15 protein-coding genes and 1 rRNA gene are annotated in these 20,384 nt (G+C 45.9%); 8 read left to right on the forward strand and 8 right to left on the reverse strand.

Features of this window, described 5'->3' with window-relative positions:
- From rrf to ACXAH6_RS16575, 4 genes are all read left to right on the forward strand, one after another.
- Window positions 1-87: ribosomal RNA gene (gene rrf, locus ACXAH6_RS16560) — 5S ribosomal RNA — on the forward strand; the annotation flags it as partial.
- Window positions 88-349: 262 nt separating this feature from the next.
- Window positions 350-1,228 carry an EamA family transporter gene (locus ACXAH6_RS16565; RefSeq protein ID WP_474878616.1) on the forward strand — a complete coding sequence of 293 codons (879 nt, stop codon included), beginning with the start codon at window positions 350-352 and terminating at the stop codon, window positions 1,226-1,228.
- 19 nt (window positions 1,229-1,247) lie between these two features.
- Window positions 1,248-1,853, forward strand: a complete 606-nt coding sequence (locus ACXAH6_RS16570) for a DNA-J related domain-containing protein (protein WP_474878618.1) — start codon at window positions 1,248-1,250, stop codon at window positions 1,851-1,853.
- A 192-nt stretch (window positions 1,854-2,045) separates the two neighbouring features.
- Entirely contained in the window at window positions 2,046-3,329 is a 1,284-nt protein-coding gene (locus tag ACXAH6_RS16575; RefSeq protein WP_474878620.1) for a nitrate- and nitrite sensing domain-containing protein, read from the forward strand.
- 39 nt (window positions 3,330-3,368) lie between these two features.
- Here the strand turns inward: ACXAH6_RS16575 and ACXAH6_RS16580 are convergent, their stop codons facing one another.
- Window positions 3,369-4,013, reverse strand: coding sequence for a TetR family transcriptional regulator (locus ACXAH6_RS16580; protein ID WP_474878622.1), 645 nt, complete (start codon window positions 4,011-4,013; stop codon window positions 3,369-3,371).
- 122 nt (window positions 4,014-4,135) lie between these two features.
- Here ACXAH6_RS16580 and ACXAH6_RS16585 point away from each other — a divergent pair, with 122 nt between their 5' ends.
- The 4 genes from ACXAH6_RS16585 (at window position 4,136) to ACXAH6_RS16600 (ending at window position 11,287) form a co-directional block, all read left to right on the forward strand.
- Complete coding sequence (locus ACXAH6_RS16585) at window positions 4,136-5,281, forward strand: efflux RND transporter periplasmic adaptor subunit (protein WP_474878624.1); 1,146 nt, start codon at window positions 4,136-4,138, stop codon at window positions 5,279-5,281.
- Window positions 5,282-5,296: 15 nt separating this feature from the next.
- The gene (locus ACXAH6_RS16590) at window positions 5,297-8,383 is read left to right on the forward strand and encodes an efflux RND transporter permease subunit (protein ID WP_474878625.1); all 3,087 of its coding nucleotides are present in this window, start codon (window positions 5,297-5,299) and stop codon (window positions 8,381-8,383) included.
- Window positions 8,384-8,516: 133 nt separating this feature from the next.
- Complete coding sequence (locus ACXAH6_RS16595; protein WP_474878627.1) at window positions 8,517-10,358, forward strand: GNAT family N-acetyltransferase; 1,842 nt, start codon at window positions 8,517-8,519, stop codon at window positions 10,356-10,358.
- Window positions 10,355-11,287: a histone deacetylase family protein gene (locus ACXAH6_RS16600; protein ID WP_474878629.1), complete on the forward strand. Its 933-nt coding sequence runs from the start codon at window positions 10,355-10,357 to the stop codon at window positions 11,285-11,287. Before ACXAH6_RS16595 ends, ACXAH6_RS16600 begins: the two co-directional genes overlap by 4 nt.
- Here ACXAH6_RS16600 and ACXAH6_RS16605 read toward each other — a convergent pair.
- The 7 genes from ACXAH6_RS16605 to ACXAH6_RS16635 form a co-directional block, all read right to left on the reverse strand.
- Window positions 11,284-11,811, reverse strand: a complete 528-nt coding sequence (locus ACXAH6_RS16605) for a DUF6436 domain-containing protein (protein WP_474878631.1) — start codon at window positions 11,809-11,811, stop codon at window positions 11,284-11,286. The two genes, ACXAH6_RS16600 and ACXAH6_RS16605, sit on opposite strands and share 4 nt — an antisense overlap.
- 6 nt (window positions 11,812-11,817) lie before the next feature.
- A complete protein-coding gene (locus tag ACXAH6_RS16610) occupies window positions 11,818-13,296 on the reverse strand; it encodes a methyl-accepting chemotaxis protein (RefSeq protein WP_474878633.1) in 1,479 nt (492 codons plus the stop codon).
- A gap of 143 nt (window positions 13,297-13,439) precedes the next feature.
- On the reverse strand, window positions 13,440-14,405 hold the full coding sequence (locus ACXAH6_RS16615; RefSeq protein WP_474878635.1) for a zinc transporter ZntB: 966 nt from the start codon (window positions 14,403-14,405) through the stop codon (window positions 13,440-13,442).
- Window positions 14,402-15,286 carry a mechanosensitive ion channel family protein gene (locus ACXAH6_RS16620; RefSeq protein ID WP_474878637.1) on the reverse strand — a complete coding sequence of 295 codons (885 nt, stop codon included), beginning with the start codon at window positions 15,284-15,286 and terminating at the stop codon, window positions 14,402-14,404. Before ACXAH6_RS16620 ends, ACXAH6_RS16615 begins: the two co-directional genes overlap by 4 nt.
- 128 nt (window positions 15,287-15,414) lie before the next feature.
- Complete coding sequence (locus tag ACXAH6_RS16625) at window positions 15,415-16,596, reverse strand: DUF3300 domain-containing protein (RefSeq protein WP_474878639.1); 1,182 nt, start codon at window positions 16,594-16,596, stop codon at window positions 15,415-15,417.
- Between the two features lie 102 nt (window positions 16,597-16,698).
- Window positions 16,699-17,313, reverse strand: a complete 615-nt coding sequence (gene ribA / locus ACXAH6_RS16630) for a GTP cyclohydrolase II (protein WP_474878640.1) — start codon at window positions 17,311-17,313, stop codon at window positions 16,699-16,701.
- A 114-nt stretch (window positions 17,314-17,427) separates the two neighbouring features.
- Window positions 17,428-20,307, reverse strand: coding sequence for an EAL domain-containing protein (locus ACXAH6_RS16635; RefSeq protein WP_474878641.1), 2,880 nt, complete (start codon window positions 20,305-20,307; stop codon window positions 17,428-17,430).
- Window positions 20,308-20,384: the final 77 nt, after the last annotated feature.

Raw genomic sequence — 20,384 nt, forward strand, 5'->3', positions numbered from 1 at the left:
TGAATCCATTCCGAACTCAGAAGTGAAACACGTTAGCGGCGATGGTAGTGTGGGGTCTCCCCATGTGAGAGTAGCACATCGCCAAGCTCCTATTTAGAATGAAGCCCACTCGATTGAGTGGGCTTTTTTCGTTTAGGCGCATAAAAAGTTGGGTGAGAAATTAATCCCCATGTGAGAGTAGCACATTGTCCCTTGCCGGGGACCGGAGCTCCTATTTAGAATGAAGCCCACTCGATTGAGTGGGCTTTTTTCGTTCGGCGTACCTTAAATCACTGTCGCCGATAATCAGCCCTCACCCTTGTTGTCTTCATGTTAGTATGCATCACACAGCAACAAAGCGGACAAAAATGTGACCTGGGTTATTCTTACTTTTATTGCAGTCATCATGCAAACCTTCCGAAATGCATTGCAGAGTAAGATCAGTGAACAAGGCGTACCAACGGCAGGTGTTACTCTATCGCGTTTTCTTCTAGCCCCTCCTATCGCAGCCTTATACTTGGGCATTCTTTATTGTTGGGAACCAGCGGAACTCCCTAGCTATAACCTCACATTCTGGTTCTACGTTTTAATTGCGTCCATTATGCAAATTGTCGCGACATCATTAATGGTGGTGTTGTTTAAACAAAAGAACTTCGCCGTTGGTGCCGGTTTAGCAAAAAGTGAGGCGTTGGTGGCCGGTGTGCTTGGCACGCTATTCTTTGGCAGCCAATTAAGCTTACTGGGCTGGGTAGGCATCGTTATTGGGGCAATAGCCGTATTTGTATTGAGTGGAATCAGGGAAAAAGGCACCTTAAATATAAAAACGGTACTAATTGGGCTAGCCTGCGGCGCGTCATTTGCCTTGACGTCACTGTATGTAAGAGAAGCAGCTCATGTGTTGGACCTGCCTTTTCCCTTTAATTCAGCTTGGGTTTTGTTTTATGTGCTCTGTATACAAACACTATTGTTAAGTGTGTATATATGGGTGACTAAACCTAATACGTTTAGGGCGCTTGCTAGTGTAAAAGGCATGGTAGTCAGCACTAGCTGTTATAGTTGCTTAGGCTCTATAGCATGGTTTAGCGCCATGACACTGCAATACGTCGCTTATGTGAAAACACTTGGGCAGGTTGAGGTACTATTCACTATACTTATTGCAGTTTGGTGGCTTAAACACCCAATCAAACGTGATGAAGTCATAGGGCTTGTGTTGATCGCCATTGCTGCAGTGTTCGTTATGTGGCAATAGCTATAGGGAAGGTGAACTTTTGTCTCAATTGGACCAACATTTAATAGATTCATTAGAATCGTTAGGTGATACCTTCAAAGAAGGTATTTCTGAATTCCAATTACTCAAAATTCTGCAAAACGAGCCGTATAACGTGTTTGATAAACAGGCGCTAGAAGACAACCTAGTGATGTTCCAAACACATTTCGTGCTTTTTAATGCGCTTTATACATTACAAGACAAATGGATCTCAGCCCACAAAGGCCATCTGACAATATTTACCACAAAAATCGTATTACAGCCTATTACGGATACTTCGACGAAGGTTTCGCTGACCGACCCCGTGCGAGACTACTATCTAGATTGGAAAAATTTTAGCGAGACATCATTAGCAGATGTTGAACAAATGCTCGATGACTTTTGGGCTAAAATGGGAGACATCAAACCCCAGCATGCCATATTGCCTCAAATGCGTGATGAAGCGTTGGAAGCCATGCAATTTAATACGCTAGAAAACGTCACAAAGGAAGATATAAAAAAACAATATCGGAAGCTGCAACATAAGTACCATCCTGATAAAGGCGGAGATGCAGACAAAGCGAAAACGCTTTCGTGGGCTTATAGTGTGCTAATCGAACTCGTATAGTGCAATGACCTATATGGGTGCAATCGCGCCTTGGCATGGTGCAAGAAGTTGTTCGATCCATTGCTGTTATCTGCTGGCTGTAGCCTCAGCCCTTTCCTGTAAGCCTCTCGAATCTGTTCCGATTTGCGAACTTATGGAATACCCATTGCTTAACTTATAAATCGAAAGTTGTGCACAATATTTGGAGAGCCCATGGGCGCGTACAGCAGTGCAACGGAACAATTCCTTCTCGCCGCGAAAAATGCTGAAATTAAAGAATTAGAACAATTGGCGTTTAGCTGTGAGGTTGTCACTACGGTCAGTGATTTTATTCACCAACTTCAGCGCGAGCGCGGTGCGAGTAATATTTTCCTTGGTTCTAAATGTCAGCGCTTTAGCCAAGAGCGCAAAGATCAAATTAGCAAAAGTATCACTAGCGAACAGCGACTGCGTGCAAGTTTAAATGAGCATTTCCTAGCGTCTAACGCTGGTAGTATGAGACTGTTAAACAACATCTCTTTTGTGTTGCATGGTATTGATAACCTGAAAGACTTTAGGTATCGCTGCGAAACTGGAAAAATAACACCACTTGAGTCGACACAAGCTTATTGTCGATTGATCGCGGGGTTATTGTCCATCGTTTTTGAAGCAGCCGATGTTGCGCATGACCCTGAAATCACCAAGATCCTTGTGGCACTTTTCAATTTTATGCAAGGTAAAGAGTATGCTGGACAAGAGCGCGCATGGGGGGCAATTGGTTTCGCCGAAACCCATTTTAATGCGAGTTTGTGCGAACGCCTCAATCACCTTAAAGAAATACAAGAAGTCAGCTTCGGCGTATTTGTCGACTTTGCATCGCCAGATGAATTAGCAATGTGGCGAAAATTAGAAAAACACGCATCTACTACACAGTTGATTCAATTGAGAGCTATGATTCAGCGGCTGTCTGACGGTGATCCTATCGCAGAGGAAATCAGTGAAGTGTGGTACGACGTTGCCAGCCAACGCATTGACCAAATGCACACGCTTGAAGATTTTATGGCGAATAAGCTGTTAAAAGTATCAGCATCACGTGTGACACAGGCGCAAACTGAACTGCACAATCATCAGTCGTTATTGAGTGAACTCGCGAATGCAGAACCACCTCAAGGCTCACCATTGACGTTGCTTTTTGACCCAAGCATGCCAGGTTTACATGGCTCAGATCACGAAGTTGTGTCAACCAATGATACCAATGGTTTAGGTGTCAGTAAGTCATTTTACGATCTCGTTCGCAGCCAAGCTGAACATATCAAGAAAATGACAGATGAATTAAATGAAACGCGCCGGGCAATTAACGATCAAAAACAAATCGACAGGGCAAAGCGGCTGTTAATGCAGGCGCTCAGACTAACAGAAGAGCAAGCACATCGTCGATTACAAAAACGCGCAATGGAGAAAGGTTTAAAGCTCATTGAAGTTGCTGAGATAATTATCAAAACCGGTGAGCAGAATTAAACGGTTTCGCGACAACTAACGCGGCTATGAGCAAGACAATTAAATGCGGTCCATTTGGTCCGCGAAGTCACGAGGTTTATCGAAACGCGAGAAATATAAGCGCATTAAGGCTCTCGCGTCATGGGTAATTGAAAATAGCTCAGGAGTTTCTAGATATTCGCACAACACACCTCGCATATAACAATTTAAGGCTTTGGTGAGTAGCATTGGGTCAACGTTTGACGGAATCTGTTTTAACTCTTGCGCTCGTCTAAAATATTGGGAAAAAGCATTGAGCTTGTCTAGCTTGGGTTCTTGATAACGTTTGTTGTAATCAGCTAATTCACCCGAGTAATCACATTTGAGCATAAACAAGGTGAGAGTCTGCCTTGTTTTAATATCGTTTTCTAAATCTATCAGCACTTTAACGCACAGAGTCTCCAATTGCTCGATTGGGTTTGGGTCTGTGTTCTCAAGATCGTCTAATATTATTTGGAGAAAAGGACTGTGAAGTCTTTCGAATAATGCGTCGAAGATGTCTTTTTTATTACTGAAGTGCCAATACACAGCCCCTCTGGTCACATTTGCTGCGCGTGCAATTTGGTCTAATGTGGCTCTGGCAACACCGCGCTCTGAGAATACCTCAATTGCGGCATCGAGAATGGCCTCTTTGGTTTGTTCTGCATCTTCTTTAGTACGGCGCATTTTTCTAACTGCTTAACTTAGTTGTAATTGACAACATACATACGTGTATGTATTTTTAATTTAGAATGAAAAATAACCGTTGTCCAGTACTGAATTTTTAATTTGCTTATAAGTAACCACCCATGAAAAAACTCTCCTTAACTTTAGCGTCAGCGCTGCTAATTTTGTTAGCAGGGTGTTCTGAGCAGTCCGATGGCGGTGCTGCGGCTCAAATGTCAATGCCACCACCGGGTGTTGATGTACTTAAAATCGAACCACAACAGATCGATATAGCATTGTCTCTACCCGGTCGTGTGAGTGCTTTTAAACAATCGAATGTACGTCCTCAGGTGAATGGGGTAATTACAGAGCGTTTGTTTAAGCAAGGTGCCGAAGTAGAAAAAGGCCAACAGCTTTATCAAATTGATGATGCCCAATACGCGGCGAATCTAAAAAGTGCTGAAGCCGACGTGAAAAGTGCACAAGCAAACGTGAAAACGCTACAAGCTAAAACACGTCGATATGAAAACTTATTGAAAACCAACGCGATTAGCCAACAAGACTATGATGACGTTGTGGCTGAATTAGACCAAGCCAAAGCTGCGGTTAATGTTGCACTTGCGGCTGTCGATTTAGCTAAAGTGGATTTAGATTACACTAAAGTTTACGCGCCAATCTCAGGCCGTATTAGCCGTTCTTATTTTACTGAAGGTACGTTAGTTACTTCTAATCAAACAGACCCACTGGCCACCATTACACAGCTTGATCCTATCTATGTAGATATGCAGCAGTCTGGCTCTGAAGCACTGCGTCTTCAACAAAAGCTTAAAAACAACTCTGCACTACCAGTTTCGATTCTTATCAATGAATCTACCGGTGAAAAGTATGAGCACAAAGGTGAGTTGGAGTTTTCTGAAGTGACCGTTGACGAAAGCACTGGCGCTATAACGTTGCGAGCACTCATGCCAAACCCTGATGGTGTGTTGTTACCTGGTATGTTTGTGCGCGCGTCTATTGAAGTTGAAACAATTTCTGCACTGCTTGTCCCTCAACGAGCGACAATGCGTCAACCAGACGGTAGCCTAGTGGCTTGGGTTGTAGACAGCAGCAATAAAGCAACGCCTCGTACAATCACTGTGTCTCGCGTATATAAAGATAGCTATGTAGTGAACAGCGGCATTAATGCAGGCGAAACGGTCATTATTGCGGGTTATCAAAAGATCAGCGCAGGCGCGACCGTGACGCCTTCACCTTGGAATAATGGTCAGTCTTCTCAGGCTGCACACTAACAGGAACTCAATTATATGGCTCGTTTTTTTATAGAGCGTCCTGTTTTCGCTTGGGTACTGGCTATCATTACAATGATGGCAGGGATTCTGGCGATTCGTACGCTGCCAATTGAACAATACCCCAAGGTTGCACCACCTTCGGTGACCATCAGCGCGACCTACCCAGGGGCTTCTGCTGAAAGTGTGGAGAACTCGGTAACGCAAGTTATTGAGCAAAACCTTTCTGGAATAGATAACCTACGCTACTTCTCGGCCAGCAGCTCGAGCGGAAGCATGTCTATTACGCTAACTTTTGAGCCGGGTACTGACCCAGATATCGCTCAAGTACAAACCCAGAACAAAGTGCAGGGAGCCGTGTCTTTATTGCCAACCACTGTGCAGCAGATGGGTGTGACAGTAACGAAATCAAACGACAGCTTTGCGGTAGTTATTGGTTTTTACGCAAAAGAAGGCAACTTGTCACAATTTGATTTGAGTGACATTTTGGTTTCTAGTTTCCGCGACCCGATTTCTCGTGTTAGTGGTGTAGGTAGCGTACGTGTTTTCGGCGCCCAGCGCTCTATGCGTATTTGGTTAGACCCAAATAAACTCTATAGCTATAACTTAACACCTGTCGACGTGCAAAGTGCACTGCAAGTTCAGAATACCGATGTATCTGCTGGGCAACTCGGCGGTATGCCAGCCGTCGATAACCAACAAATAAACGCGACAATCCAAGCTCAGTCGTTATTGCACACTGAAGCCGATTTTAAAAATATCGTCTTACGCGTTAACACTGACGGCTCTCAAGTGCGTTTAGGTGATGTAGCGCGTGTTGAATTGGGTGCAGAGTCTTATGATTATGTGGCTCGCTACAAGCGTAAACCTGCGTCGGGTATGGCAGTAAGCTTAGCAACAGGTGCAAATGCACTTGATACGATAGAGCGCGTTAAAGCACGCGTGAATGAGCTAAAGTCAAACTTACCTGATGGCGTAGAAGTGGTGTATCCGCTTGATACTTCGCCGTTCATTGAACTGTCAATAATGTCGGTGGTTCAAACTCTGGTCGAAGCTGTCATTTTGGTGTTCTTGGTGATGCTACTGTTCTTGCAGAACTGGCGCGCCACACTTATTCCAACTATTGCTGTACCAGTTGTACTCTTGGGTACATTCGCTGTGCTGTCTGCCTTTGGCTTTACTATTAACGTGTTAACAATGTTCGCGATGGTATTGGCAATCGGTTTGCTGGTTGATGATGCGATTGTTGTGGTTGAAAACGTTGAACGGATTATGGCCGAAGAAGGGCTTTCACCGAAAGAAGCGACCAAAAAGTCGATGTCGCAGATTACCAGCGCACTAGTGGGAATTGCGGCGGTCTTGTCGACCGTGTTTATTCCTATGGCATTCTTTAGTGGCTCTGCTGGCTCTATTTATCGCCAGTTCTCCATCACAATTGTTTCTGCCATGGTGTTCTCTGTATTGGTTGCCATTGTTTTGTCTCCTACACTGTGTGCCACATTGTTGAAACCTCATTCAGGTCAACCAACAACCGGTTTCTTCGGCTGGTTTAACCGCATGTTTGACAAAGGCCGTGACGGCTATCAATCGGCTACTACGGGTATGGCAAAACGATTCAAGCGTTTCTTGCTCGTATATGGCGTGTTGGTAGCGGGTATGGCATTGATCTTTATGCGACTACCCGGCGCCTTCCTTCCTGACGAAGACCAAGGTTCTATGATGTTCTTGGTTAACACCCCGCCATCGTCTACAACTGGTCGAACATTGGAGTCGATGAAAAAGGTAGAAGATTACTTCATGGGTCAACATGGCGATACTGTAGAACACATGTTTACCATCAGTGGTTTTAGTTTTGCAGGACAAGCACAAAATGCAGGAATGGGTTTTGTACGCTTGATTGACTGGGACCAACGGGATGAAAGCCAGAGTGTGTTCAACATATTGCCTCAAGCTTATATGGCATTGTCGCAAATTAAAGATGCAAGCGTGTTCCCTATTGTGCCACCGCCAATTCAAGAACTTGGTAACGCCACAGGTTTTAATATGCAGTTAGTTGACCGCGGCGGCCAAGGGCATGAAGCCTTGATGAATGCGCGTAATCAATTGTTGGGCATGGCTGCACAAAATCCAAAACTGGCGGGCGTTCGACCCAACGGGTTGAGCGATGTACCGCAATTCAAAGTGGACATCGACAGTGAAAAAGCCTCTGCGTTGGGGGTGTCGTTAAGCGATATTAACAACACCCTGCAAATTGCGTGGGGTTCGAGCTATGTGAATGACTTTATTGATGATGGCCGAATTAAACGGGTATATCTGCAAGCCGATGCAGAACACCGTATGTTACCGACCGACATTGATAAGTGGTATGTGCGCAACAGCGACGGTGACATGGTTGCCTTCAATGCTTTCTCAAGCGTGCATTGGACATATGGTTCGCCAAAACTAGAGCGCTTTAACGGGGTTTCTTCTGTGAATATTCAAGGAAGCCCTGCAGCAGGCGTATCTTCTGGTGAAGCGATGGCAGAGATGGAAAAACTGGTAGAGCAATTGCCGGGTCAATTTGCCTATGAGTGGAACGGCTTGTCTTATGAAGAACAAGAAGCTGGCTCACAAGCGCCAATGCTTTATGCCATTTCTATCATGGTTGTATTCTTGTGCTTAGCGGCATTGTATGAAAGCTGGTCGGTACCTTTTGCTGTTATTTTAGTGGTGCCCCTGGGTATTCTTGGGTCTGTGGTTGCTGCGTACTTGTTTGACTTGCCGAATGGTGTGTATCTACAAGTGGCGTTCTTAACCACAGTTGGACTTGCGGCGAAAAACGCAATATTGATCGTAGAATTTGCGAAGGAGTTGCTAGAGCAAGGCGAAGACTTACTCACTGCGGTAACGAAAGCTGCAAAACAGCGTTTCCGTCCAATACTCATGACATCAATGGCCTTTATTTTAGGGGTGACACCGCTTGCAATTTCGAGTGGTGCGGGTGCTGCGGCACAGAATGCGATTGGTATCGCCGTAATGGGTGGTATGTTTGCCGCCACGTTCTTGGCTATATTCTTCGTACCCATGTTCTTTGTTATGGTCGAGCGGTTATTCCACCGAGAGTAGGTTTACCGCTGATACAAGAAAGCCAGTGTTTTTACACTGGCTTTTTTGTTTCTGGTCAAGATAAGACTATGTGACTAAGGCAGATTACACAGAATGTGGCACACTATGGTCAACAAGACTCAGGAGTGACTCTATGACTGTTGCCTTACCACCAAAGCCAGATTGGCCACAACTTGTTAAATCAGGTAGCCGTGTATTTGTAGGCGGCAATGCCGGTGTGCCTTATGCGTTGATCGATGACCTAATAGCGCATAGCAAAGGCTTGAGCGATATTGAAATGGTCCACATGTTAGCATTGGGCGATACGCGATGGGCTGAAGAACAGTACAAACACCTGTTCAAAGTGAATACATTTTTTATTGGTGGCGATACAGTTCGCGAGGCGGTAGATCAAGGAAGAGCAGACTATACGCCTTGTTTCCTCTCCGAAATTTCATCGCTCTTTCACGATGGTACTTTGCCTTTAGACGTGGCCTTGGTGACGGTGAGCCCGCCCGATGATTTTGGCTATTGTTCATTAGGGGTGTCAGTAGACATTTGTATGTCGGCAGCACGGCACGCCAAAGTAGTTATTGCGCAGATTAACCCCGCTATGCCACGTACAAGTGGCCATTCTTACCTGCACATTAGCGAATTTAGCGCCTGCATAGAAGCTGAGGCGCCATTACCTGAAATCGCACCGCCACCCATTGATAGTGTGACCGAGCGAATTGGTCAATATGTCGCTATGTTGGTTGAAGACGGCGCTACCTTGCAATTTGGTATTGGCAAAATACCCAGTGCGACACTCAAGTACCTATATCATCACAAAGATTTAGGTATTCATTCTGAAATGCTGACTGACAGCATTATGGCCGTGATTGAATCGGGATCAATTTCCAACCGCAGAAAAACCTTTCACCCGGGGAAAATTGTTACGAGCTTCTGTGTTGGTAGCCGTAAGTTGTATGACTTTGTGAATAATAATCCACACATCGAATTTTACCCTAGCAGCTACGTAAATAAGCCAACCAATATTGCCAAAAACGACAACATGATTGCCATTAACAGCGCACTAGAGGTTGACCTGACAGGTCAGGTGGTGGCCGATTCGCTAGGGTACGATTTTTACAGTGGAATTGGCGGTCAGGTCGATTTTGTATCTGGGGCATCCATGAGCAAAGGTGGTAAGCCGATTATCGCTTTACCTTCAACGGCAAAAAACGAAACCATATCGCGTATTAAACCGTGTATTACAGAAGGCGCGGGGGTAGTGACATCTCGGGGTAACGTGCATTATGTGGTAACAGAGTACGGTATTGCGTCGTTGAAAGGTAAGAGCATCCGAGAGCGGGCAATGGAACTAATTCGCGTAGCTCACCCTAAATTTCGCGCGCAGCTGCTAGCCGATGTACGAAAGAACTATTGGGTACCTCATTATCAAGAGAAATACCCAACCGATATCCCAGAACTTGGGGCGATACAGCTGAAGAAAATGGTGATTCATGACGAGACGTTTTATCTACGTCCATTGAACCCTGCTGATGAGCGACGGTTGCAAGAGTTTTTCTATTCACATACCAAAGAAACATTGAGATTGCGGTACAACTATGACCCCAAACAAATGTCGCGTGAAAAGTCGTGTAATTTGGTTAGTGTCGACCAAAGTAGTGATGCAGCTATTTGTATTGTAAAGCAAGAAGGTTCAAGAATAACCATTCACGCAGTGGGGCGTTTTTACTATAACCCCGCCGACAACAGTTGTGAGGCCGCGTTTGTTACCCGAGAAACGCAGCAGGGAAAAGGCATGGCGAAGACACTGCTGAATGAGTTAATTAATATTGCTCGCAAGCGCGGGATCAACAAAATGATGGCTTTTTGCCGGGCTGAAAACCACCCAATGATTGGTATTTTCGAGCACGCAAACTTTAAACGTTTGTTGAGTGAAGACCCCACGGAAGTCGAGTTGGTATTGCGGTTACAGGAGGCGTTATGACAGTAAAGATCTTTAGGGGAAAAGACTGTACTAATCACAATGTCGACCCGACTCACCCAGAAAACCCCGACCGCTTGTACGCTATTGATGATCAGTTGTTGTCATCTGGGTTAGAAATGGTGTGCCACCACGCGGACGCAAAAAAAATAAAGCGTGAATATCTCACGCTTGCGCATGACCCGTATTACGTAGACAGCATTTTTCAACGCTCCCCCGATTCTGGCGTGATTTGGTTAGAGCAAGATACTGGGATGACACCCATTACGCTGAGCGCTGCGTTATATTCAGCCGGGGCGGGTTGTGATGCTGTTGATTGGGTAATGGCAGGCGAAAATCGGCAAGGGTTTTGTGCGGTTCGCCCGCCCGGACATCATGCTGAATATGACAACGCAATGGGTTTTTGTTTATTCAACAATATTGTGGTGGCTGCGCGCTATGCCTTGAAGCAGTATGACCTTTCGCGTGTAGCCATTATCGATTTTGACGTACATCACGGCAATGGCACTGAAAATATTATCGGTGGTGACAAGCAAATCATGATGTGTACGTCTTTTCAGCACCCCTTTTATCCTCATTCTGGCTTTCCGGTTTCTGCGAGTAATATATTGTGCGCGCCACTCGCGGCAGGCGCACAGGGGCCGGAGTTTAGAGAGAAAGTGAATTATTGGTTTGACGCATTGCGTAACTTTCATCCGCAATTAATTTTAATTAGCGCAGGGTTTGACGCGCACGCAGAAGATCCTATGGGGCATTTGCGTTTGAGGGAAGCCGATTTTCATTGGATCAGTCTGAAGCTAAGAGAGGTGGCAGATGCGGTGTGTCATGGCCGTATGGTGAGTATGCTAGAAGGTGGTTATGACCTCAGTGCTTTAGGCCGAAGCGTTGTTGCTCATATTAAGGGGTTGCATGGCGACGAAAACTTTAATTAATCCCCAAGGCTACAAAAGCACCCTTCGGCTTCGCTGTTGATCACGGCACCCAAGTAGGGAGTTTTATTTGCTAACTGTGATACGTACGATGTGAGGTCATCGCCAGTAAAGCAACCATACCCTGTTGCGTATGGGCCTAAATAGCGAAGTTGGCCCTGTTGATCGATAACCGCAATGGCGGGAGTTGAAGGCAATACCGCGCCCAGTGGGCTGTCAGACGACACCTTGATGTTAACCGATTTATAGGTGGGTAACGAAGCTGCCAATGAAGCGACATGCGGGTTGACCAAGGTTTGGCAGTAACATCGTTCGTCACTGTTAAAATGCACAACCGAGCCGGCTTCAACACCTTGTTCCTGCAACATATTCACAAACTGCTGGTCGAACTCTTGCGAAACAGCGGCTTGAGCGAGTAACTGGTTGGGGTCGAATAATCTGAGTTGATTCAAGCCAAAATAGATTAGGCCTGCTAGCATGGTGATAACCCACAACAATAACAGGCCCCATGAGGCGGTTTTCGACATCCAGACTTAAAGGATGAAGCGGTTGAGGTTTGCTTGCATCGTCTGGCATTTGTCGGCGAGGGCTTTGGCTCTTGCGTCTAAATCTCTCGATGTTTGCGCGCTGGATTCTGATAGCTCGTGAATGGTTGCTGTGCCTATCGCAATATCATTGGAGGCACTTTCCTGCTCGACAGCTGCAGTGGCGATACTTTGCATCGTTGCCGAAACTTGATTAATTTGCTCCATGATACTGTGCATTGCACCCGAGGCGTCATCGGCGTCATTCACTGCTTGATCAACCAGTGATATACAATCTTCCATTTGCTTTACGGCGTCGGCGGTATTAGCCACCAATTGCTCAGTAATCGTGGTAATTTCGTCAGCGCTTTCTTTTGAACGAATGGCAAGTGTACGTACTTCGTCAGCAACAACAGCAAACCCTCTGCCATGCTCACCGGCCCTTGCAGACTCAATGGCCGCGTTAAGTGCCAGTAAGTTAGTTTGCTCTGCCACAGCCGTGATAGAGCGCATCGACTCAGCAATGGCGCTACAGCGTTGGTTAAGCTCGGCATTCGTCGTTGCCGCTTTGTTCAGCGTTGTATTCAAAGACGCAACCGTTGCACGAGTTTTGTCTACTGAGGAGCGGGACAGGTCAGTACTTTGTTTAGCGCCTTCTGTCATTTCACTGGCCTCATGGGTTTTTTCTGACGCTTCTTTGAAAGACATGGCAATTTCTTCGGTAGCCGCCGAAATACGTGCGGTTTCTTGATTACTTTGGCCTGCTTGGGCGCTGAGTTCTGTCGTTGACTGACCAATAAACTGACTGGTGTTGGCCACATCGGCAGCTAGCTTACCTGCGTCGTTAACAAGTTCTCTCACACTGTCGAGAAAGACACCAAATGTTTTCAGTGTTGGCAAAGAGCGGTCAATTTCAATGTTGAGTTTCACCGCTTGTGGGTCGGCGGTGATGTCTTTGATGGTTTGTCTTAACACTGCCGCGCCTAGGCCTTCCATGAGTGAACGATGGGCCATAACCATCAGCACTGCGCCTTCGACAACGGCAAATGCTGCGTGAATCAATAACATATTGAAGGTGACATGGCCGGCTTCGAAAACAAACACGGGAGCGCCGGATGATTGAAGCAAGAAAAAGCTAATATGATGCACCGCGACAATGAGTGTCGCGGATGCAATAACTTTCCAATCGCGGAAATACGCCAGCATTGCCAACGTGGCGAAGATTTCAAAGTGTACTTCTATCAAACCAAAGGCTTGATGAATGTGCAGCGCCGTGAGCAGCTGAACGCCTATCCCAATAGCGTGGCGGCTAATGGCTTGGTTGGGCATATTGAAACTGAGGAATAACGGCACTAGCACAATCGGTAGCCCGAGAACAAAGGCAATAAATAACTCACCGGTTACTAGCCCAATAATGACCGATAATATCCATTGTACGATGAGTACAACCCGAAAAACTTTGTGGCCGTCGCTTACCCAAATGTGCACGTTAAACCCTCGCTAATAATGCGCATCAATAAATGAGATGTGCTTATACTTCATTTGCTTATATTTAGTTTAGGCGAGCTTACAGGTTTTGCTAAAAAACGCTCGCTAAAAAAATGAAATCTGAACTAAAGAATAAGACAGGGTTAGAGCCACCGTCGCCACAACATCGCCACTAACATAAATATCGCCAGTATACCCATGCTCGCCATGAGTATTGTAAAGGCGTCGGTTGATTCTGTACCGGGTAGCCCGCCTACGTTCATACCAAATACACCGGTAAGAAAGGACAGGGGTAAAAATATCGCGGTTACCATCGACAGCACATACATACGCATACCCTGTTGGTCAGCGAGTTGGTTGCGTAACTCGTCTTGCAATACGATGGCTCGTTCGCGCAATAAGTCCAAATCTTCTACGTAACGAGCCATTCTGTCGGCTTGTTCCCGTAAAGCAAACGCTTGGGTATCTGACAGTAGCCCTTGAATGCGAAACAGTGCATCGAGCGCATCGCGTTGAGGGGCCAAGTAACGTCGGATAGTTGCCGCTTGGCGCCGCAGATTCGCAAGCGCTAACCTGTCTTGTTTGTTTAACCCTAAGGCTGTTTCAAATTCGACCAGTCGGTCATCCATTTCATCTACCGTCTCGTGAATTCGGTCAGCGATATAGTCGATGGTCTGCAACAGTAACTCTGACGGAGAAACGGGCGCTTCACCAGACTCGACGAGCTTGCGCGTATCTTGTATCGACAGCACGCTTCTGAGTTTTCTACGGCCGGTTATGATAATGCGTTCACCAACCAAAACGCGTAAAGACACCATGTCATCAGGGTCTGCATCGGGGTTTTTGTTTATCGCACGTAAATACATCAAGGCGCCGTGATCTAACGGCATTGCGCGAGGGCGTGTTTCTGGTGCCGTAATCGCGTCAATAATTGCGGCATTAAGCTCAATCTTTTCCAGTAAGTCTTTGGCATCTTCAACATCAGTTTGAACATGCAGCCACACGTATTCATTGTCTTGTGGTGAATAGGGCAGTTGTGCCACGTCAATGGGTTGACTGCTACCATCTTGACGGATGAGATAAGCCCATAAAAAAGCGCCGTTTGTCATTGAGTTTTATCCTTCGGACTGCGAACCAAGGTAAGTGAACCGTCGAGATGCACATCGCGTTGAGGGAAGGCAATGACGATATCTGCATTGTTAAAATATTCTTCAATCGTGAAGCGAACTTGGCTGCGGATAACGCGTAAGTCTCGCTCAACGGTTGCATTAACCCAGAAATACACTTCAAACACGAGCGCGTTATCGCCAAAATCGTCGAAAATTACGACCGGCTCTGGATCAGTAAGAATATCGGGTTGGATAGTAACGGCTTCTTGAATTAAACGGGCAACCTCTTTACAGGGACTGCCGTAAGCCACACCAACGCGCACCGTAGTGCGTGTTAGATTATCAATGAGTGTCCAGTTGACCACGGTATTTTCTAAGAGCTTGCTGTTCGGAATAAGCATGTGAACACCATCGGTCCGACGAATCCGCGTAGACCGTGTATTGATGGCTTCTACCTTTCCTCTGGTACCGTCAACCTCTAGAAAATCGCCAATGCGTATTGGCCTTTCCCACATGAGGATCCAGCCACTGATAAAATTATTAATGATGTTTTGTGCGCCAAAACCTATCCCAATAGCAATGGCTCCCGACAAGAAAGCGAAAGCGGTTAACGGGACATTCATCATTTCTAAAATGGTGAACGCGAGTATCGCAAGGGCAACAATATAAAATACGCGTTTGACGAGATGCACTGTGTCTGGACTAGCGCCGGACTGTCTCAATCGAAAGGTAGCCAAGTGTGCCAACTTTCGTATCACCCACCATCCCATGATCAGTACTATCGGTACCATAATGAGGTCAGCCAAGGTGAAGGTGTGCTCAAATAAGGTGAACACGCGTGTACTCAGCAAATCTGAGGTTTTCTCAAACGTTGATTTCAAATGTTGCTCCGTTCACAACTCGACATCAAAATATAAGCGCATCATACGCCTGAGTTGTTAAACAGGCTAGCCAAGTTATGAGGGAAGTCTGGTGAGGTGCATTTATCGCTCAACCAGACGTTAGTGGTTTAGTCTTGTCCTCTGTGAGAGTGCTTGGGTTGGCGAGACTGCGCAGATTGCCGTTGTTTAACCACTTCCCGCTTTGTTTTGTCCTGTTGACGAACAGAGGGTTGACGTTGTCGTTGCTGATTTTGCGCTGACGCTGGTGGCTGCGACTGGTTTGTCTTATGTTGTTTATCTGGCTTTTTATAGTCTCTATTGGGGCGGCTCGAAGGCGCGCTTTGTTGTTGGCGACGATCTACCACAACATTGTTTTTCGTTACACGGCCTTGTTGATTCACAGCGCGAGTTAACTCGCGATGTTTGTCGACCTTCACTTGCCGCCATTGCGTTTGACGTTGTGGAACAGATCGCACTACTTTACGTGAGTAATTGGCGCGTCGAAATTGCGTGTTGTGATGCCAGCGTTGGTACTCTTTGCTGTAGATGCGTTTGGTACGATGACCATAATCATAAAATCGAGTGGGGCGATGAGACACAACTACATAGCGGTCTCGCCAGCGAATATCGCCAAAGTAGAACGCGGCCGAGAGTTTGATACTCGATGACCAATACACCCCTGAATACAAATGATGCCGATGAGAGTGGTGCCAAATAACCGGAGAAATTGCGTGATGCCACAAAGCTCCAAATACAATCACCGGATTGTAATACGGAACATAAACAATGTCTGGGCTCGCTGATTCCACAATGATTGTTTGGTCATTGTGGTAAATTTGTTGATAGCGATTACCGGTTAAATGCCCATTTTGATAGGCCTCTTGACGTAATTGTTGTACTCGGTCGAGCACACGGGCTTCATCAATAATCACATTGTCACCCAGTGTTTCTAACCAGTTGAGATCTTGGCTCATACTGTGAAGCACGTCAGTAAAAGGCGCGAGGGCTTTAATACTTGGCTCCCAATCGAAGCCTTCGATAGCACTTTCAACTTGTGAACTACTTAACGCGCTATTCGCTTGGCGCCAGCGATCAGCTTCGATGACTTGCAAAGGGTAAGTACTGGCAATCAGCACATGTGTTAACAAGGTATCGGGGTACAGTGCAATGGGGGCGAGTAAGCTGTCGAGTTCGGCTTCGGAGTAATAGTGCTGCTCGTAAGTTGTATCAGCTTGCTGTGCGTAACTCGGTATCGTAACGCCGAGTAAAAACAATGGCGCTAGTGCTGCCAAAGTAGTGGAAAGTTTCATACAGACTCCTACGTTTAAGGGGTAAGTCGCCTGTATAGTGTTGTCTGCGGTAAATTAACCAAAGCTGAACCACAGTCGAACTGCTGGTTCAGCTTTACATCATTACTTTAAAACGTGAGGGTCGAATGTGTGACCGAGCTTTTCGGTTTTAGTGCGAATGTAATGTTTGTTGTCTTTTGTGATGCCATGATCGAGAGGCTTTCTTTCAACTACATCTATGCCTAATTTTTGTAGCGCGGCTAATTTTCTCGGATTGTTTGTCATCAAACGAACGTGTTTAACATTCAGTTTATCCAGCATCAGCTCACAAATATCATAGGTGCGTAAGTCTGCGTCAAAGCCTAAATGCTCGTTTGCTTCCACGGTATCAAGGCCATTGTCTTGTAGGTGATATGCACGTATTTTATTCAGTAAACCTATGCCACGACCTTCTTGTCGCAAGTACAGTAGGACGCCACGCCCTTCTTTGACAATGTTTTCCATAGCCCTTTCTAGCTGAAAGCCACAGTCACATCGCGTTGAAAATAGTGCATCACCGGTCAGGCATTCAGAATGGATACGAATAGGCACGACATCTTCTGGTTGCCATTCACCGTATGAGAGAGCCACGTGCTCTTGTCCGCTGGCTTCAACAAAACCGTGAATACGGAACTCGCCCAAGCGCGTGGGCAATTTGGCTGAACTTACGTATTCGTATTTACCTGATTGACTGGTCATGACAAAACTTCTGATACCAAAAAAGGGAATTTGTTATTTGGGGGTGGTTAGTGAAATTACAAGCCAGATAACGGCTTCTGTAGGCAATAAACGCTAATCACAAATCACATTTTATCATAGAGGACTAAATTCAGACAATGGCGTAGGAAGCGACACCACATTCCCTTGGGCATAGTCGATGCCCATTTTGCCTAATTGGCTCATGATATCAGCTGACTCTACATACTCGGCAACGGTTTCAATTTTTAGCGCGTTGGCAATATCTTCGATAGACGACACCATAGCTCTATCGATAGGATCTTGCAAAATGTTGCGGATAAATTCGCCATCAATTTTAACGATATGCACCGGTAGGTGTTTTAAATAGGCGTAAGAGGAGAAGCCCGAGCCAAAGTCGTCTAGGGCAAATAAGCAGCCTAGTTCACTGAAGGTTTGCATAAATTTGAGTGTCTCTTCCATTTTTACAATGGCGACACTTTCTGTGATTTCGAAGCATATTTTGTTGTAGGGGATCGCAAACTTTTCAAACAGATTTAATATCAATAGCTTAATTTCTTTGTTGGCGAGAGAGTGCCCACTCAAGTTGATATTACATCGACGTATTTCATCACGTTGTGCAGGGTTGGCTGCTAGCCAGGAAAAAGTGTGCTCTACCACCCACAAATCGATACGTGCACTTAAGTCATAACGTTCTGCGGTCGGTAAGAAGAGTCCGGGATTGACCGGAATGTCGCCGTCTAAACGCAGCAGTATTTCAATATAGCTACCATCCGCCGCTTTATTAAGCGCACGGCAGTGTTGATAAAAGAGCACAAAACCATCGTTTGCCAATGCTTGGTTCAGACGGGTGACCCAAGATACTTCTTGTTCGTGTCGCTGTAGGGCGTGGTCAGTAGGAGAATAACGGTGAATTTGATTTCGACCCTTTTCTTTCGCCACAAAACAAGCTGCTTCGGCCATGCTGGTTAGGTGTTCTGCGTCAAATTCATGTTCGGTGATGGTGGCTAAACCTATACTCATTCCCAATGAAAACGTATGTTGTTCCCATAAAAAATGATGCTGTTGAATGGCTTGCATTAGCGTTGTGCCAAAAAGGTAGGCGTCGTTTTCGCTGTAAGCTTCTAAAATAATTGTAAATTCATCACTGCCTAACCTCGCAATGTATCCTTGGCCCGCCAGTGATTTAGACAATACACCGGCTATTTCTCGCATAAACTGATCTCCCGCTTTGTGGCCGCAGGTGTCATTCACTAACTTAAAATGATCAATGTCGAGGTAGAGTAGCGAGAGCGTAGACTGAGATGCTTGCAGCCGATAGATGGCCTGTTGCAACAAGCGTTCGTATTCGCGGCGGTTAATAACGCCTGTGAGGACGTCATGGGTACTTAAATAGGCAAGGTCGATTTGACTCTTCTTTCGCTCACTAATATCGAACAATGCGCCGTATAATCTCTTGTTGCCGTCTTCTTCTTGGTGCAGTCGAACGGATAAAGACATCCATATTTCTCTGCCGTCTTTACGCACACCACGTATTTCCTTCCCCGTGATTCGGTCGGCGTGTAGTAGCTCACCAATTAGTACTTCACGTTCGCTTGAGTGGGCGTATAGCTGCCGAGTGTGTTTTACCTCGTTTAGCATGTCACGCTCGTTGCTATAACCAAATAACTGACACATTGCGGGGTTTACGCTTAACAGCTGACCGTCAATACTAGACACAAAAAGCCCTTCTGCGGAGTGTTTGAACAGGTCGTAAAATTGGTTGAGGCCTGAAATATTGCGTTCGTGACGTTTTATTTGCAGTAGACTGCTTTGTCTATCTTTGGCTTCAATGGCAATAGCCAAGTTAAGGTAGCCCAATAGTAAAAGCATACTATTGATAGCGAGTGTGGCCGTGGTATGAGGGCTGCTACCAATATAAAGCAGTATTTCTGCGCCCAATACTGAACCCATCAGTAGCCAAGCAACAATGACAAAACCGCTTACTTGTCGTTGATGAAAACTGTATCTCCCCACTACTAATGCAAACTGATACAACGCACTGAGCATAGTGGCTGAGAGTGTCAGGAGGATTTGCGCGTACGGGTTAGCTACAAATAAACAAACCAACAGGCTTGCAGCGATCACATAGTTTATTGCTCGCCAGGGCCTAGGAATAGTTGGGAATAGTCCGTGAATAACACGACAAAGGGGAAATAGAGACAGCATTAACAGGCAAATGACAATGGACGCATAAGCGTCGAGTGTCAGGTTAATGCCACGAGCAAGGTAAACCGTCAGGCCGATAAAGAAACAGCCAAGTGCAAACCAAAAACGCAGAACTGAGCGCTGTGTGAAATAGGTAAATAAAAAATAGGCAAAAAGGGCCGAAAGGCCACCGCATAAAAAGCTCAACCACATGAATGAAGTTTGGGTGTGGTTAGCTAGGGCGTTTGTCTCCCACAGGGTGATGGGAAATAGCAAGGGGCCGGCGTCTGTTACGCTGATCAGGAGCGACAACACTTGCCCCTGTCTAATGGTAAAAGGAAACGTGTAGCCTTGCGGGTTTCCCATTGTATGCGTGGTTTGTTCTCTAGCTCCACTTGAAAAAGAAGAGACGATACGGCCTTGGCGGTCTAATGCATAAACATTAACTTGCTGCAGCGATTTACTACCTATGACAAGTGTAAGTGCCTTAGCTTGAGGCGCCTGGTAATCTAGATTTACCTTAAACCACAAACGACTATTTGAAGGCAAAGGGGCTAAATCGACGGCGGGTAGCCAGCCGTCTATATTGTCACTGATAACGGCAAACGAAAGGTTGTCTGGAGCGTAAGTTGGCTGAATATGGTCACGCAAGTTGACATAGGTGAATTCGAGCGGGACCGATAGTGTAGGGGTAGCGATTAATTGGCTGTTAAGCGAAGGGCGAGACGCGCTATTGATTCCGTAATACAGCATAGCAATGCCGATGGTTAGCCATGCCATAAACAACATTTTGGCCAGTAACTTTGGCACGTAACCCTTCCTTGAGTTTGACTCTTAAACGTTTGGCTGATGCTTTAAAACTAGCACATTTTTGTGTATTTACTGTA

This window comes from Alteromonas sp. ABE4_545 (genome assembly GCF_056161325.1).